The sequence below is a fragment of the Chryseobacterium sp. 2P genome (assembly GCF_059579425.1).
Genome location: NZ_CM184194.1, coordinates 2,207,516 through 2,225,104, shown reverse-complemented (window position 1 = coordinate 2,225,104; position 17,589 = coordinate 2,207,516). Strand labels below are relative to the sequence as shown.

Here is a 17,589-nt window from a genome sequence, read left to right as displayed (position 1 = left end):
TTTAGACTTTCTTTAATGTTAAAAGTTAAACTGAAATTTCGCTTTAACTGCGCAGATCTTCCAAAAACTGTTCCAAAGAATGAAGGTCACTGATGAGAACCTCTCTAGCTTTTGCCCCATTAAATCCGCCAACAATTCCGCTGGCTTCCAGTTGATCCATAATTCTTCCCGCTCTGTTGTAGCCCAATTTCAGTTGTCTCTGAAGCATGGAAGTAGAACCTTGCTGGGTAGAAACAATAATTCTCGCTGCATCTTCGAACAAAGCATCTTTTTCATTTGGATCGAAAGCTCCCACTGTACTCGTGGAATCTTCAGAAACATATTCCGGAAGGATAAATGCGGAAGCATACCCTTTTTGTTCCCCGATAAATTCTGCTAGTCTTTCCACTTCCGGAGTATCTACAAAAGCACACTGAAGTCTTAAAATTTCATTTCCGTTAAAATAAAGCATATCTCCTTTACCAATTAATTGATCTGCTCCCGGAGAATCCAGAATCGTTCTGGAATCCACACTTGAAATTACTCTGAATGCTGCTCTTGCAGGGAAATTCGCTTTAATCATACCTGTAATTACATTTACGGAAGGTCTTTGCGTGGCAACAATTAAGTGAATTCCCACCGCTCTTGCCAACTGAGCCAATCTGGCAATCGGTAATTCAACTTCTTTTCCGGCAGTCATAATTAAATCGGCAAATTCGTCTACTACCAAAACAATGTACGGTAAATAACGGTGACCGTTTTCAGGATTTAATTTTCTTTCCGCAAATTTTTTATTGTATTCCTTTAAATTTTTACAGAATGCATTTTTAAGCAGATCATATCTCGTATCCATTTCGATACAGAGAGAATTCAGCGTGTTGATTACTTTATTCGTGTCTGTAATGATCGCTTCTTCTGCATCCGGAAGTTTGGCAAGATAATGTCTTTCGATTTTTGAATATAATGAAAGTTCTACTTTTTTAGGATCTACCATTACAAATTTCAGTTCGCTCGGATGCTTTTTGTATAATAGTGAAGTAAGAATTGCATTAATCCCGACCGATTTACCCTGTCCTGTTGCTCCCGCCATCAATAAGTGAGGCATTTTGGATAAATCTGCCATGAAAATTTCATTGGAAATGGTTTTACCGAAAACAACCGGAAGATCCATATCTGTATTCTGGAATTTTTGCGAAGCAATCACCGAACGCATAGAAACCATCGTCGGATTTTTTCTCGGAACTTCAATCCCGATGGTTCCTTTTCCGGGCATTGGTGCAATAATACGGATTCCCAAAGCAGAAAGATTCAGGGCAATATCATCCTGCAGTTTTTTGATTGCTGCAACACGGATTCCTGCTTCCGGTACAATCTCATATAAAGTTACAGTCGGCCCTATCGTCGCTTTAATTTCGGCAATTCCTACGTTAAAGTTTTTCAGTAATCCGACAATTTTATTTTTGTTTTCTTCCAGTTCGTCTTTGTTGATCGAAATTTCTTCGTTTCCGTAATCTTTCAGCAATTCAACAGGCGGCATCTGGAATTTGGCAAGATCCAGTTTATGATCGTACAATCCGTGTTTATCTACCAATTCCTGAGACTGTCTTTCGGAATCATCAAGAATATCGATAACCGGAGCTACTTCTACATTAAATTTAATGTTTTCCTGAGGTGCAGCCGCAGTAACTGTACTTACCGGAATAGAAGGAGTCATATCAAATGCCTGTTCCGGACTTGAAGTCGGAACTTTAGGTCTGGAGTCAAGATTTAAATTGATGGAGTTTGAAAAATCATTTTTAGGTTCCTCATCAAAAGACGTTTTATTCGGCGTTACAATCGGATCCAAATTGCTGGATACCGCAACTTCCGGAAAACCTTTCGGAACTTTTACAGGTTCAGGCTCCGTCATTTTGGGAGCCGGTTTTTCTGCAACTTCCGTTACTTTTATTTTAGGTTGTTCTTCTTCCTGTTCTGCCGTTTCAATTTCCTCAATCAGTTCTTCATCGGCTTCAAAATTTTCATCAGAACTCGGCATCATCGATCTTACTTTTCCTATGGTATTTTCATTGATGTCATTTAATTTAGACTTGATAGAACTTGGACGAAGATTGAATTCTAAAATAAAATACAAAGCAATACTTGCAATTAAAACCAGCCAAAGACCATAAGAACCAATAATTGTATTCAGAGATTCCATGATCTGATATCCGTAAACTCCGCTTAAAACACCCTGTCCTTTAGTAATTGCTCCAAACAGAATTGGAAGCCAGCAAATGAAAAACAGGGAGTGACCAACCGTTTTCCAAGGTTTGAACATTTTCTTTTTCAGAATAACGGTTCCGAAAACCATAAATAAAAAGGCAATGATGAATGAAGCTACCCCAATACTTTCGAAAATAAAAATATTTCCGAGCCAGTCGCCCAGCTTTCCGAAAAGATTGGAAGATTTTATTGTTTTATCGAGCATCGTTCCGGCCTGGCTCTGATCTGCCTTCCAGTTCATCAGGTAAGAAACGAACGAAAAAGTAAGCACTACAGAAAAAAGGATGAAGGTAAGCCCGAAAAATACTCTTGGCTTAGATAAAAATTTGCCCTTATCAGGCGATTCAGTCGGTTTGTTTTGTGTGTTTTTATTCATAATGTCAATTGGCAAATTTAATGTTTTTCCTACATTAAATGGATGCGCACAAGCTTAAAAAAGTAACTAATTTTTTCCTTATTTAAAAGGAATTTTGAATTGATTTGGTTTTAATGATTAAAAATATTTAAAATAAAATGAACTGGAAAAAAATAATTCATCATTTTTTATTGTTTTGAAAATTTGAATCAAATAAAAATTAAAGATGCTGAATAAATAGAGCTTGTCAATCAATAGTATAGCTTTTATAAATTCAATTCTAACGTTTTTACCATTTTGAATTTTCCTCAAAGGAAATTTACTTATTAAGAATCAATAAAAATAAGATTAAAAGCGGTCTCAACTGATAAATGACAGTTTTTTTTGGAGTCTTTGTGGTTTATCATCCTTATTTTTGCATGTCAAGTATATAAATCATGAAGAAGCTGCAAGATATTCTTATCTCGACCAGGACAATGGCTGTATTGTTACTGGTGTATGCATTTGCGATGGCTTATGCAACGTTCTTGGAAAACGACTACGGTACTCCTACAGCAAAAGCGTTAATTTACGAAGCGAAATGGTTCGAACTTATCATGTTCCTGCTCATTCTCAACTTCATCGGAAACATCGGAAGATACAGACTTTGGAAGAGAGAAAAATGGCCGGTTCTGGTGTTTCACCTTGCTTTTGTACTGATCTTCATCGGTGGTGCAATCACAAGATACATCAGTTTTGAAGGAACAATGCACATCCGCGAAGGAGAAACGTCTAACGAAATCGTAACGGATAAAAACTTCCTGAAAGTACAGATTGAAGAAAAAGGAGATGTTCTTAACTATAAAGACATTCCTTACTTAATGTCTCCTTTGCACAAGGATCTGGAAGCAACCTACGATTTCCACGGAAAGCAGGTAAAAGTAGTTGCCAAAGAATATGTTCAGAGAAAAAAAGACAGTCTTCTGGCTGATCCGAATGGGGCAGAATATCTTCATTTGGTTTCCACAGGACAAACCGGAAGACAGAATATTTTCATCAAGCCGGGCGAAACAAAATCAATCAACGGAACGTTGGTAACGTTCAACAGAGCTATTGAAGGAGCGGTTGAATTTAAAAACGAAGGCGGAAAACTGTTCATCAAAACTCCTGTGGATGCAAGTTATATGACGATGGCAACTCAGGCAACAGGAACAACGGTGAAAGATGAATTCCAGCCTTTGGCTTTAAGAAGTTTATATTCCATCAACGAATTAAAATTAGTAGTTCCGGAAGGTCTTAAAAAAGGAAAACTGATTGCGATTGAAGGCGACAGAAAGAAAGATCAGAATGTTCCGGATATGTTAACGGTAGAACTTCAGGGACCTAAAACAAAGCAAATGGTAGATCTTTCTGTTGAAAAAGGAAATCCGAATGCTTACAAACAGGTAACAATGGACGGACTGAACATCATGATCGGTTTTGGTCCTAAAATTTACAATACGCCTTTCTCACTGAAACTGGATGATTTCGTAATGGAAACATATCCGGGAAGTTCTTCTCCGAGTGCGTACGAAAGTCACATTAAAATTGTTGATGAAGGAAAACAGACTCCGTTTAAAATCTATATGAACCACGTTCTGAATCATAAAGGCTACCGTTTCTTCCAGTCGAGTTTCGATCCGGACAGAATGGGAACCGTTCTTTCCGTAAACCACGATTATTGGGGAACTTTGATTTCCTACATCGGGTATACATTCTTATTCGGGGGAATGTTCTTTATGTTCTTCTGGAAAGGAACCCACTTCTGGAAATTAAACAAAATGCTGAAAGACGTTAACAAAAAGAAAGCAGCAGCAGTAATTTTATTATTGTTGAGTTTCGGCTTAAATGCCCAGAAAATTGAGACACACGGCACAACCGACGGAAGCAGGGAACACATCCATGTAGAAGGTGATAATCACAGTCACGCTCAGGGTTCAGAAACTCTAAAACCACAGGGAGCGCAGCCGTTTACAAAAATGAAAGTGGTTTCTGCCGATGAAATTATTGCAAGAAATAAAATCAGTGAAGAACATGCTGATAAATTCGGATATCTTTTGGTGCAGAATTTTGAAGGGAGAATCGTTCCGATCAATACGGAAGCTTTAGACGTTTTAAGAAAGCTTTACAAGAAAGACGAGTTTAAAGGAACAGACGGAAAAGCTTTAACAGCAAACCAATGGTTTTTATCAGTGAATATCGATACGCCAAGCTGGACGATGGTTCCGATGATTAAAGTGGGAACAAAAGGCGGAGACGAACTGAAAAATAAAACCAAAGCAGACGAAGACGGATATACTTCTTTAATGAATCTTTTTCCTGCGGATGCCAATGGAAATTTAAGATATATCCTTGAAAGCGATTACAACACTGCGTTCCGTAAAAAACCGGCTGAACAGACTAATTATGATAAAGAAGTGATTGCGGTAAACGAAAGAGTTCAGATCTTCAACGAATTTTTCAGCGGTCAGTTTATGAGAATTGTTCCGGTAAAGAATGACGCTAATCATACATGGCATTCATGGCTGGATCAGAAAATGGAACCGGATATGGAATCTCAACAGGTTATGGGACCTTATTTTGCGGAAGTTTTGCAGGCTCAGCAATCAGGAAACTGGGCAAAAGCAGATGCGCAACTGGCGAAGCTTTCAGACTATCAGCAAAAATGGGGGAAAGCTGTTGTTCCTGCGAAATCTAAAGTTGATCTTGAGGTGTTCATGAATAAAGTGAATATCAACTTCAAATTGTTGATATTCTATACATTAATCGGAGGATTGCTATTGATATTAGGTTTTGTTGAATTATTTAAGTCTAAAAAAGTTTTAAACAAAGCAATTAAAATCATCATTGTTTTAGGAATTGTAGGATATCTGTTCCATTTCCTTGGTTTGGTGGCAAGATGGTATATTTCCGGTCACGCTCCGTGGAGTAACGGGTATGAAGCCATTATTTTCATTTCTTGGGTAGGAATTACAGCAGGTTTATTACTCTACAGAAATTCCAACGCATTAATTCCGGCAGCCGGATTTATGGTAGCTGTTATTATGATGGGATTTGCTCACGGAGGTTCAGCTCTTGATCCGCAGATTACACCGTTGGTTCCTGTATTGAAATCCTATTGGCTGATTGTTCACGTTGCGATTATTACGTCAAGTTACGGGTTCTTTGCACTGTCGATGATCATTGCAGTAATCAGTTTGGTATTTTATATCATTTCAAATAAAGAAACCTATAAATTACATCACGATACAACGTTGAAAGAACTGGTAATCGTTTCGGAAATGTCTTTAACCATAGGTCTGTTTGCATTAACCGTAGGAAACTTCTTAGGAGGAATCTGGGCAAACGAATCCTGGGGAAGATACTGGAGCTGGGACCCGAAAGAAACATGGGCATTCATTTCCATTATGGTATATGCATTTGTTCTTCACATGAGACTGGTTCCGGGATTAAGAAGCAGATGGGCATTCCACGTAGCGACGATGTTTGCATTCTGTTCAATGGTCATGACGTATTTCGGAGTAAATTACTACCTGAGCGGACTTCACTCTTACGCAGCGGGAGATCCGGTTCCGGTTCCGGCCTGGGTTTACATCGGACTTGCAACAATGGCACTTTTATCAGCCGCATCTTATTACAAGTTCAGAATTTTAAATAAAAAATAAATTTAAGATAATGATTATCCATAATTTGGCATAACTAAAAAACCTTTGAGTTCTTTGCTAAGTGAAACGCCTTTGTGAACTTAAAAACAGTTAGTATATAAAGAGAATCTTGGCGATCCTTTGCGTTAAAAAGCAGTATTACTAATAACGGATAATCAATAAAATATCATACATACAATCCCTGAATTAATTTTTCAGGGATTTTTTTGCTTAGAATTGAACCGACAAGTCAAAAGAAATTTTAAAATAAATGATTTTTCATGTGAAAAAAGTTATACCTTTATGATATCAAAATAATATCAAATTAAAATTTAATATCATGGAAAAAATCTTAAAACCAATGTCGGGATACCTTACTTTGGTCATTTGTCTTGGATTGTTTGCCGTTTCCGTTTATTTATTTGCAATCGGTGTCGATAACAGTGTTACGCTTGTCGTTTTATCATTATTGTCATTTATTCTGTTTTGCTTTTTCATGAAAGGGTTAATGATTATTCAGCCGAATCATTCAAGAGTGCTGAACTTTTTCGGAAAATATGTGGGAACCGTAAAAGACAACGGTTTGTTTTTTATCAACCCTTTATATTCCTCACAGAAAATCAGTCTCCGTTCTGAAAATTTACAGGGACAGACTCTTAAAGTGAATGACAAGATGGGTAACCCGATTGAAATTGCAGTTGTGATTGTCTGGAAAGTGGGAGATACGTAAAAAGCGGCTTTTGACGTTGAACGGTATTCTGATTTTGTGAAAATGCAGAGTGAAGCTGCGGTGCGTCATTTGGCGATGAGTTTTCCTTACGATAATTTAGAAGATGATCATGCACCGATTACTTTAAGAGAAGGCGGTGAAAAGATCAACGCTATTCTGGAGCAGGAACTTACCGAAAGACTTTCAAAGGCAGGAATTACCATTCAGGAAGCAAGAATTTCACATTTGGCTTACGCATCGGAAATCGCAGGAGCAATGCTGCAGAGACAGCAGGCAACGGCAATTGTAGCGGCAAGAACAAAGATCGTAGAAGGAGCTGTAGGAATGGTAGATTTAGCCCTGAAAAAGCTTTCGGAAGAAAATATCGTAGAACTGGATGACGAAAGAAAAGCCGCAATGGTAAGCAATTTAATGGTGGTTCTTTGCGGGGAAAAAGCTGCACAACCCATTTTAAATGCCGGAACTTTATATAATTGATAATTAAAATTTTCGCAATATTTGTCATTCCGTAGGAATCTAAGTTGTGTATTTAGAAGAATAGCATTAGAAACGTCAATTTGAGCAAAATGGAAGAAGATTTATATTTAAAAGATTTTCACTCGAATGTGCTCCGTTCTGAATGGCTATATGACCTTACATCTTTGCTGAGTGAAACGCCTTGGCGAACATAAAAACATAAAGTAGTTCAGAAAAATCTTTGCGCGATTTACGTTGAAAACAAAAAGAATTAACAAAAATGAAATCAGAAAAAGCTCAGAATCCTTCCGAAAATAAAGGCAAAAAATCTTTTGTCTTAAGGATTGATGAGTCTACATTTAAGCTTCTGGAAAAATGGGCAAATGACGAATTCCGGAGTGTAAACGGACAGATTGAGTATTTGCTGCATCAGAGCCTGATTAATTCAGGAAGGAAAAAGAAAGAATAAAATATCGTCATTCCGAATGACATTGAATCCAAAACAAAAGCTGAGAAATTTCTCAGCTTTTTGTATCTATATATCAATTAATTAATCAAAAATTCCGGTAATATAATCGGAGATCACCGTCCAGAAATTTTTCCCCAGAAAATAAATCAGCGTAGAGGTAATAATTCCTTTTACGGTAAAAAATATAATTCCGCCGATCCCGAATTTTTTCACCAGGCTTTTCCATCTGGAGGATTTTTTTTCCTCTGTGGCAGGTTCGTTATTAATCTTATTATTTTCCATTCCTGAAATAAAATGATTCATATACAAAGATAACTATGTTTATAATTAGTCCAAATAAAAAATTGTTAAAAAATTAAAATTTTGGGATTCGCATAATATTTCTATCTTTAGAGGAAACGAAAAGTAAAATTTTTATGTCTAAAAAAGTAAAGGATTTTGGGATCGAAAAAACACTCAAAAATCTAGGAATTAAGGATGAAAATAAGGGAACTTCAGTAGGCGGAAAATACTTTGCATCAGGGAAAACCATCGAAAGTTACTCTCCTGTAGACGGAAATCTGATTGCTAAAGTGAAGACTTCCGGAGAATCTGATTATGACAAGGTAATTGAGACGGCTGAAAAAGCTTTTAAAGAATTCAGACTGATTCCGGCTCCTAAAAGAGGGGAAATTGTAAGACAGTTAGGTCAGAAATTAAGACAGTACAAAGACGATTTGGGGAAACTGGTTTCCTATGAAATGGGAAAATCCCTGCAGGAAGGTCTTGGAGAAGTTCAGGAAATGATTGATATCTGCGATTTTGCAGTAGGGGTTTCAAGACAGCTTCACGGGTACACAATGCACTCGGAAAGACCGGGACACAGAATGTATGAGCAGTATCATCCATTGGGAATCGTAGGAATCATCACCGCGTTCAACTTTCCGGTAGCAGTTTGGGCTTGGAATACAGCTTTAGCATGGATCTGCGGTAACGTTACGATCTGGAAACCGTCAGAAAAAACACCGCTTTGTGCCATTGCCTGCCAAAACATCATGAACGAAGTGTTAAAGGAAAATAATCTTTCCGAAGGTATTTCCAGCGTATTGGTTGCAGATCACGAAATCGGACAGAAATTAGTGGATGATAAGAGAGTCGCTTTAGTTTCTTTCACCGGTTCTACAAGAGTGGGAAGAATGGTTTCAGCGAATGTTGCACAAAGATTCGGAAAATCGATCCTTGAATTAGGTGGAAACAATGCCATCATTATTTCTAAAGATGCAGATATTGATATGTCGATCATCGGAGCAGTTTTCGGAGCTGTAGGAACAGCAGGACAGAGATGTACTTCCACAAGAAGACTGATTATCCACGAAAGTGTTTATGATGAAGTGAAAAACAGACTGGTAAAAGCGTACGGACAACTGAAAATCGGAAATCCTCTGGATGAAACGAATCATGTGGGACCGCTTATCGATACCGATGCGGTAAATATGTATCAGGAAGCCATCAAAAAAGGTAAAAAAGAAGGCGCAAAATTCATCGTGGAAGGTGAAGTTCTTAAAGGAAAAGGATACGAATCCGGTTGCTACGTAAAACCATGTATCGCTGAAGTAAAGAATTCTTACGAAATCGTTCAGCACGAAACTTTCGCACCCATCTTATATTTAATCAAATACAAAACTTTAGAAGAAGCAATTGCTATTCAGAATGATGTTCCTCAGGGATTGTCGTCTGCAATCATGACGCAGAACTTAAGAGAAGCAGAATTATTCCTTTCTCATGCAGGTTCAGACTGTGGAATTGCCAATGTAAACATCGGAACTTCAGGTGCGGAAATCGGCGGAGCTTTCGGTGGAGAAAAAGAAACCGGAGGCGGAAGAGAATCCGGATCAGATGTTTGGAAGTATTACATGAGAAGACAGACCAACACCATCAATTATACCACAAACTTACCTTTAGCACAGGGAATTAAGTTTGACCTTTAAAAACTAACATCATGAGTTTGAAAATTTGGAAGCAGATTTTTAAGTCTCAAATTATTATTAAATTTTAAATCACCCCTAAGATTTTTATTTAAAAAATGGAACAGACAATTGAAATAAAAGCAAATAAAGTAAAAGAAACCGTTGGCAGACACGTTTTGGCAGATGGTTTCGATTTCGTGATGGATATTGAAAAATCCCACGGTTCATGGCTGTACGATAAACTTACAGACAGAGAATATTTAGATATGTTTTCCATGTTTGCTTCGGCATCTATCGGTTACAATCATCCCTATATTGTAGAAAAATCGGCATGGCTGGGAAAAATGGCAGTCAACAAACCCACTTTGGCAGATGTATATTCTGAAGAATATGCGCATTTCTTAGAAGTTTTCGAAAGAGTGGTAATTCCTGAAGAATTGCAGTATGCTTTCTTTATTGAAGGCGGAACTTTAGGGGTAGAAAATGCGATGAAAGCATGTTTCGACTGGAAAACGCGTAAAAATTTTGATAAAGGTCTTGATGTAGAAGCAGGAATCTGCATCCATTTCAGACAGGCGTTCCACGGAAGAAGCGGGTATACTTTAAGCTTAACCAACACTTCCGATCCGAGAAAATATCAGTATTTCCCGATGTTCGACTGGCCAAGAATCCTAAATCCTAAACTTACTTTCCCGATCACGGAAGAGAATTTGGAAGAAACCATTAAAAACGAAAGACTGGCTTTATTAAATATCGAAGAAGCGATTTTAATGAATCCGGATAAAGTAGCGTGTATCATCATCGAGCCGATTCAGGCTGAAGGCGGAGACAACCATTTCAGAGACGAATTTTTATTGGGACTGAGAAAAATCTGCGATCAGCATGACATTCTTTTAATTTTTGATGAAGTTCAGACCGGTATCGGAATTACAGGTAAAATGTGGGCATTTGAACATTTTACAGCAAAACCGGATATTATTTCTTTCGGTAAAAAAGCGCAGGTTTGCGGAGTTTTAGCCAACAAAGAAAAATTTGATGAAGTTCCGAACAATGTTTTCAGAGAAAGCTCAAGAATCAATTCCACTTTCGGAGGCAATTTTATTGATATGCTTCGTTTCCAGTTGGTAATGGAAGTTATTGAAAAAGAAAACCTTGTAGAAAATGCGAGAGTTGTAGGAGAATATTTGCTGAACGGACTGATTGGTCTTGCAGAAAAATATCCTGAAAAACTTTCCAATGCGAGAGGAAGAGGATTAATGTGCGCGATTGATCTTCCGACTTCTGAACAGAGAAATGCATTAAGAGACGAGCTTTGGAACGACGGAATGATAATCCTTTCATGTGGAGATCAGTCACTTCGCTTCAGACCGCATCTGAACGTTACTAAAGAAGAAATTCAGATCGCTTTAGATAAAATTGAAAATAATATTAATAAAATTTAAAAGCTGAAATTTGTAATTTTCAAAAAAACGTTATATATTTAGATACTCAAACGAGACAGAATATGGAAAGAAGTACAAGAGTATCAGTTTTTGAAAGTGACAAACCTGCAGAAATCCAATTGATAAAGTCTAAACTGGACGATGCGCAGATTAAAAATTCAGTAGAAAACAATTACCTTACTTTTACAACCACGCCCACGGCGACATCGCTGAAAGTAATGGTTAAACTTGAAGATGAAAAAAAAGCATTTGAAATTATCGATGCTTATCTTCAGCAAAGTGAAAATTAATAAAAAACAATTTCATAATTTTAAATTTTACTACTTCGAACCGAAAATTAATTTAAATTAGTTTTCGGTTTTTTTCTTTGAAGATCTATCAGAAAAAAATGTATTTTTTTTGAAAATAATAGTCTAATTTTTATAAATAAGACGTAAGATTTAACGTTTAAGCATTATTTTGTTTTTAGTATATTAGATTATAATTCAAAAAAAAGCAGTATGATAGAGCAGATAATCGGTTATTCAGGCGCATTAATTTCATCCATATCTTTTTTACCGCAGGTCATAAAATTATGGAAGACAAAATCCGGAAAAGACCTTTCCATGGTTACTTTATCATTTCTTACCCTGAATGCTTTGCTTTGGGCAGTTTACGGAGTAATGAAAGATGCAAAACCTCTCTGGATTACCAATGTTTTAATGTTAATCATGCTGATTGTCATGATATTCCTTAAAATAAAATACAAAAAAACTGAAGAAGTCCTTCATAATTAAATCAAAGGACAAACAAACTTAAAATCAATATAACAACGTGGCACAGGAAATTAAGCTGAGAAAAGCAGAAATTGAAGACAGAGATATAATCTGGAACATTTTGCAGCAGGCAATCGAAAGAAGGAGAAAAGACGGAAGTACGCAATGGCAGGAAGGTTACCCGAATTTGGGAACCGTGGAAAGCGATATTGCAAAAGGTTTCGGATATGTAATGACGGCAGATGGAGAAGTGGCGGTTTATGTAGCATTAATTCTGAATGATGAACCCGCTTACAGTACCATTGAAGGAGCCTGGCTAAGTAACGGAGAATTCGTTGTCGTTCACAGAGTGGCTGTTGATGAAAAATTTGCAGGACAGGGAATGGTAAAAATCCTTTTCGACCATATTGAAGAATTCACAAAATCTCATGGAATTCAAAGCATAAAAGTTGATACCAACTATGATAATATTCCTATGCTGAAGATCTTAGAAAGCAAAGGTTACAGCTATTGTGGGGAAGTATTTCTTGCAGGAGGTGTAAGAAAAGCCTTTGAAAAGATTATTTTTTAGTCTGAAAGTTAAATCCGTTTTCATTGAAATTTTAAAAAGCCTGATATTTATAAACTCTATCAGGTTTGTTCGTTTAGTTCTGAACTAATTTTTACATTTGCTTCAAATTTATATACAATGCATAAGAGTATAGAAATTGATGAAAAAATTTTTCAGAATGCCGTAAAGTTCTACGGTACCGTTTTCAGCCTTCCGCCATTAGCTTCAAAGATTTACGCCTATCTTTTATTCGATTATGATAAAGTGGGCATTACTTTTGATGAGTTTGTGGAAGTGCTTTCCGCGAGCAAAAGTTCGGTTTCTACAAGTATTTCTTTACTGCTGAACGCAGAACTCATCGTAGATCACAACAAGATGGACGAGAGGAAACGGTATTTTTTCATCAATGATGGTTATAAGAAGATAAGATTTGAAAAAATAGTTCAAAAAATGCAAGACGAATTACAACTACTGGATGATTTAGACAATTTTAAAAAAAATCATGACGATTACAATGAAAAGATGGAAGCTTATAAAGCTCTTTTAAACAGGAACATTAAAAATATTCAGGAATCACTTAATAAACTATAGAAATGAATAATAAGCTAGTTATACTTTCTGTTGCGGCTCTTTCTTTAACAGCCTGCAAAAAAGAAGCCCCGAAGCAGGATGGTCCGAAACCGTATCCTGTGGTTAATGTGGAGGCAAAAAATATAGTAGGCTATCAAACCTTTCCGGCTACCATTCAGGGGAAAGTTAATAACGATGTCCGCGCTAAAATTCAGGGGTATATTACTCAGGTTTTGGTAGATGAAGGACAATACGTAACCAAAGGACAGCCGCTTTTCCGTCTGGAAACCAATATTCTGAACGAAAATGCAGCGGCTTCAAAAGCAGGAATCAGTGCTGCGGAATCCAATATCGCTGCGGCGCAGGCTTCTGTAGCGGCAGCAAATGTTGAAGTAAATAAACTTAAACCGCTGGTTCAGAAAAATATCATCAGCAATGTGCAGTTACAGACCGCACAGGCAAATTTAGCGCAGGCTCAGGCACAGCTAAAACAGGCACAGGCTGCAAAAAGTCAGGCAGTTGCCAATTATAAAGGTGTAGAAGCCAATATCGAATATTCTGTTATTCGTGCGCCTATTTCCGGAGTAATCGGAAAGCTACCTTTAAAAGTGGGAAGTTTGGTAGGCCCTTCAGATCAGACTCCTTTAACCACCATTTCAGATACTTCTCAGATTTACGCCTACTTTTCAATGAATGAAAAAGAATACTTTGATTTCCTTGAAAAATCTCCGGGTGCATCCATGCCCGAAAAAATAAAAAACCTTCCGATGGTGGAATTACAGCTTGCGAACGGAAGTCTTTATCCTGAAAAGGGCAGAATTGAAGCCATTACAGGACAGATCGATCCTACAACCGGAACCATCCAGTTCAGAGTAGGATTTACCAATGCGCAGAAACTTTTAAGCAACGGAAACAGCGGAACCATCAGATTCCCTCAACGTTACGACAATGTTCTGGTAGTTCCGGAAAGTGCAACTTACGAACAACAGGGAATTGTTTACGTATATAAAGTAGATAAAGACACTGCAAAAAATGTAGTAGTTAATGTTATTGACAGAATCGACAACATGGCGTTGATAAAATCAGGAGTCAACAAAGGGGAAACCGTAGTTGCTGCAGGAATCGGAGGTCTGAAACCGGGAACTGCAGTGATAAAGAAACCTGTAAAAATGGATAGTCTTGTTCAATCTATAAAACCGAAATTCTAATGATTAAAAATTTTATCAACAGACCGGTTTTATCCACCGTAATCTCAATTTTAATTGTGATTCTCGGTGTTTTAGGATTGATCTCGTTACCCGTAACGCAGTATCCTGATATTGCGCCGCCAACGGTAAGTGTCTCGGCAAACTACACCGGAGCGAACGCAGAAACCGTAATGAAAAGTGTGGTTGTTCCTCTGGAAGAACAGATCAACGGGGTAGAAGGAATGGATTATATTACTTCATCTGCCGGAAATGACGGTTCTGCACAGATTCAGGTGTTTTTTAAACAGGGAATTAATCCGGATATTGCTGCGGTAAACGTACAAAACCGTGTAACAAGAGCAACCCCTTTACTGCCGAGTGAAGTGACGCGTTCCGGGGTTGTTACCCAAAAACAGCAGACCAGTGCCCTGATGTATATGTCTTTCTATTCTGAGAATAAAGATCTGGATGACGTATATCTTCAGAACTTTTTGAATATCAATGTTATTCCGAACTTAAAAAGGATTAACGGAGTAGGAGATGCCAATGTTTTCGGAGGTAAAAACTACTCTATGAGAATCTGGCTGGATCCTTCTAAAATGGCAGCTTACGGATTAACACCTACCGATGTTACCAATGCGATTAATGAGCAGAGTAGAGAAGCTGCCGCAGGTTCTATCGGACAAAACAGCGGAAGCTCTTTCGAATATATCATTAAATATGTAGGGAAATTCAACGATAAGGAACAGTACGATAATATCATCATTAAGTCTTTACCGGACGGACAGAATTTAATGCTAAAAGATGTTGCTAAAGTAGAACTGGCAGGACAGTCTTACACGGGAATCGGGGAAAACGGAAATAATCCTTCTATCAGTATGGGGATTTTCCAGACACCAGGTTCCAATGCGCAGGAAATTATTAAAAACATCAAGTCTTATCTGAAATCAGCAGAAGGAAGTTTTCCGCAGGGAATTAAATATACTTTCAACTTTGATACAAACGAATTCCTTGATGCTTCTATCGAAAAAGTAGTGCACACCTTAATTGAAGCCTTCATCTTGGTTTTCATCGTGGTATATATTTTCTTACAGGATTTCAGATCCACTTTAATTCCGGCAATTGCGGTTCCGGTTTCTATTGTGGGAGCCTTTTTCTTCCTGAATTTATTCGGATATTCATTAAACCTGTTAACGTTGTTCGCTTTGGTTCTTGCCATTGGTATTGTTGTGGATGATGCGATTGTCGTCGTCGAAGCCGTTCACGCGAAGATGGAACACGGTATCTCGGATGCGAAAAAAGCAACCGTGGAGGCAATGGACGAAATTACAGGAGCAATTATTTCAATTACTTTGGTAATGGCATCTGTATTTATTCCGGTAACGTTTATTACAGGTCCTACCGGAGTTTTTTATCAGCAGTTCGGAATCACTCTTATTGTAGCGATCATTATTTCTGCGATCAATGCATTAACGTTAAGTCCGGTTTTATGTTCATTATTCTTAAAACCTCACGATGCACACCATAAAGAATATAAGAATTTAAATTTCATTCAGAAGTTTTTCTATAAATTCAATATCGCTTTTAAAACAACAACAGAACGTTACGGAAGAGGATTTGTATTCCTGCTGAGACATAAATGGGTTACGCTGATTATTTTTGCTGTAACGGGCGGAATTTTATACTGGGCGAGTTCTACCATGAAAAAAGGTTTCGTACCTACGGAAGACCGCGGAATTATCTTTACCGATGTTCAGCTTCCTCCGGGAGCGTCTATGGAAAGAACCTATAATGCATTGAAGACGCTTCAGGCAAATGCTTTAAAAGTTCCGGGAGTACAAAACGTTACAATTTCCACCGGTAGAGGATTCTTATCCGGAAACGGAAGCAACAACGGTTTGGCTTTTATTAAATTAAAACCGTTTGAAGACCGTAAAAAAGACGGGCAGACTTCTGAAGATATTACGAAAAAATTATTTGGAATCTCAGGAAAAGTTCCGGATGCAAAAGTTGTATTCTTCCAGCCGCCAAGTGTACCCGGTTTTGGTAACAGTGCCGGTTTCGAGATGGTTCTTTTGGATAAATCCGGAGGAGAATATTCAGATTTAGATGCAAAAACCAATGAATTTATCGGAAAACTGATTGAAAGACCGGAAATTGACTTTGCCCAGACTTCGTTCAATACAAAATATCCTCAGTATGAAATGAAGATCAATGTTCCATTAGCTAAAAAGCTGGGCGTTTCCGTAAGTGACATTCTGGCAACGATGCAGGGATATATCGGAGGAATTTATACTGCAGACTTTACCAAATACGGAAAGCAGTTCAGGGTAATGGTTCAGGCTCTTCCTGAAAACAGACAGAATATTGAAAATCTGAATGAACTGTATGTAAAAACAGGTTCCGGAGCAATGTCTCCGATTTCACAGTTTGTAACGCTCACTAAAGCGTATGGACCGCAGTCAGTAAGCCGTTATAACCTCTTCACTTCGGTGAAAATTACAGGAGCCAACTCCGCAGGATTCAGTTCCGGAGATGCTATTTCAGCGGTACAGCAGGTGGCAAAAGAAACCCTGAACCAGAATTATGATGTAGAATTTACAGGACTGTCAAGAGAAGAATTAAGTTCAGGATCTCAGACGATATTAATTTTTGGATTGAGTTTAATCTTCGTATACTTTATCCTTTCTGCACAGTACGAAAGCTATATACTTCCTTTAATCGTTGTGATTTCTCTCCCTCTCGGAGTAATGGGAGCATATTTCGGACAGAAAATCATGGGCTTGGAAAATAACATTTATTTCCAGATTGCCCTGATTATGTTGGTGGGATTATTAGCAAAGAATGCGATTCTGATTGTGGAATTTGCCGTTCAGAGAAGACATCACGGTGAAACCATCGTTATGTCGGCAATTAACGCCGCTAAAGCGAGATTAAGACCGATTCTGATGACCTCATTTGCCTTTATCTTCGGTTTACTGCCATTGGTTCTGGCAAGCGGAATCGGAGCGGTAGGAAACAGATCCATCGCAACAGGAGCGGCAATCGGTTTGTTGATAGGAACTATTTTAGGACTTTTCGTGATCCCTGTTTTATATGTCATTTTTGAATATTTACAGGAGAAAGTAAAACCGATCAAACCGAAAGAAATCAATTTAGCAGAATAAAATTAAGTGAGTTCAGGGTTTTTGATGTAAAGTTTAAATAATAACTAAAACCGGAAACC

At 37.7% G+C, this 17,589-nt stretch carries 12 protein-coding genes and 1 pseudogene; 11 read left to right on the top strand and 2 right to left on the bottom strand.

Annotated elements, in window-relative coordinates:
- Positions 1-43: 43 nt before the first annotated feature.
- A complete protein-coding gene (locus AC52CF_RS10180; protein WP_496518145.1) occupies positions 44-2,617 on the bottom strand; it encodes an FtsK/SpoIIIE family DNA translocase in 2,574 nt (857 codons plus the stop codon).
- 416 nt (positions 2,618-3,033) lie between these two features.
- Here AC52CF_RS10180 and AC52CF_RS10175 point away from each other — a divergent pair, with 416 nt between their 5' ends.
- The 3 genes and pseudogenes from AC52CF_RS10175 to AC52CF_RS10165 all read left to right on the top strand — a co-directional run bounded on the left by AC52CF_RS10175 (position 3,034) and on the right by AC52CF_RS10165 (position 7,913).
- Positions 3,034-6,279, top strand: coding sequence for a cytochrome c biogenesis protein (locus AC52CF_RS10175; protein WP_214589703.1), 3,246 nt, complete (start codon positions 3,034-3,036; stop codon positions 6,277-6,279).
- A 319-nt stretch (positions 6,280-6,598) separates the two neighbouring features.
- Positions 6,599-7,465, top strand: a pseudogene (locus tag AC52CF_RS10170) (SPFH domain-containing protein).
- A 259-nt stretch (positions 7,466-7,724) separates the two neighbouring features.
- Complete coding sequence (locus AC52CF_RS10165) at positions 7,725-7,913, top strand: type II toxin-antitoxin system antitoxin (RefSeq protein ID WP_076390291.1); 189 nt, start codon at positions 7,725-7,727, stop codon at positions 7,911-7,913.
- Between the two features lie 81 nt (positions 7,914-7,994).
- Here the strand turns inward: AC52CF_RS10165 and AC52CF_RS10160 are convergent, their stop codons facing one another.
- Positions 7,995-8,216, bottom strand: coding sequence for a hypothetical protein (locus tag AC52CF_RS10160; protein ID WP_214589704.1), 222 nt, complete (start codon positions 8,214-8,216; stop codon positions 7,995-7,997).
- 113 nt (positions 8,217-8,329) lie between these two features.
- On the opposite strand from AC52CF_RS10160, the gene amaB reads away from it, so the two are divergent.
- From amaB to AC52CF_RS10120, 8 genes are all read left to right on the top strand, one after another.
- Complete coding sequence (amaB, locus tag AC52CF_RS10155) at positions 8,330-9,880, top strand: L-piperidine-6-carboxylate dehydrogenase (protein ID WP_214589705.1); 1,551 nt, start codon at positions 8,330-8,332, stop codon at positions 9,878-9,880.
- Between the two features lie 95 nt (positions 9,881-9,975).
- Positions 9,976-11,301, top strand: coding sequence for an L-lysine 6-transaminase (gene lat, locus AC52CF_RS10150; protein ID WP_214589706.1), 1,326 nt, complete (start codon positions 9,976-9,978; stop codon positions 11,299-11,301).
- Positions 11,302-11,363: 62 nt separating this feature from the next.
- Positions 11,364-11,591 carry a DUF2007 domain-containing protein gene (locus AC52CF_RS10145; RefSeq protein WP_076390287.1) on the top strand — a complete coding sequence of 76 codons (228 nt, stop codon included), beginning with the start codon at positions 11,364-11,366 and terminating at the stop codon, positions 11,589-11,591.
- Positions 11,592-11,801: 210 nt separating this feature from the next.
- On the top strand, positions 11,802-12,077 hold the full coding sequence (locus AC52CF_RS10140) for a SemiSWEET family sugar transporter (RefSeq protein ID WP_214589707.1): 276 nt from the start codon (positions 11,802-11,804) through the stop codon (positions 12,075-12,077).
- 37 nt (positions 12,078-12,114) lie between these two features.
- Entirely contained in the window at positions 12,115-12,627 is a 513-nt protein-coding gene (locus AC52CF_RS10135) for a GNAT family N-acetyltransferase (RefSeq protein WP_214589708.1), read from the top strand.
- A 117-nt stretch (positions 12,628-12,744) separates the two neighbouring features.
- A complete protein-coding gene (locus tag AC52CF_RS10130) occupies positions 12,745-13,197 on the top strand; it encodes a transcriptional regulator (protein ID WP_214589709.1) in 453 nt (150 codons plus the stop codon).
- 2 nt (positions 13,198-13,199) lie between these two features.
- Entirely contained in the window at positions 13,200-14,384 is a 1,185-nt protein-coding gene (locus AC52CF_RS10125) for an efflux RND transporter periplasmic adaptor subunit (protein ID WP_214589710.1), read from the top strand.
- Complete coding sequence (locus tag AC52CF_RS10120) at positions 14,384-17,530, top strand: efflux RND transporter permease subunit (protein WP_214589711.1); 3,147 nt, start codon at positions 14,384-14,386, stop codon at positions 17,528-17,530. Before AC52CF_RS10125 ends, AC52CF_RS10120 begins: the two co-directional genes overlap by 1 nt.
- Positions 17,531-17,589 lie beyond the last annotated feature (59 nt).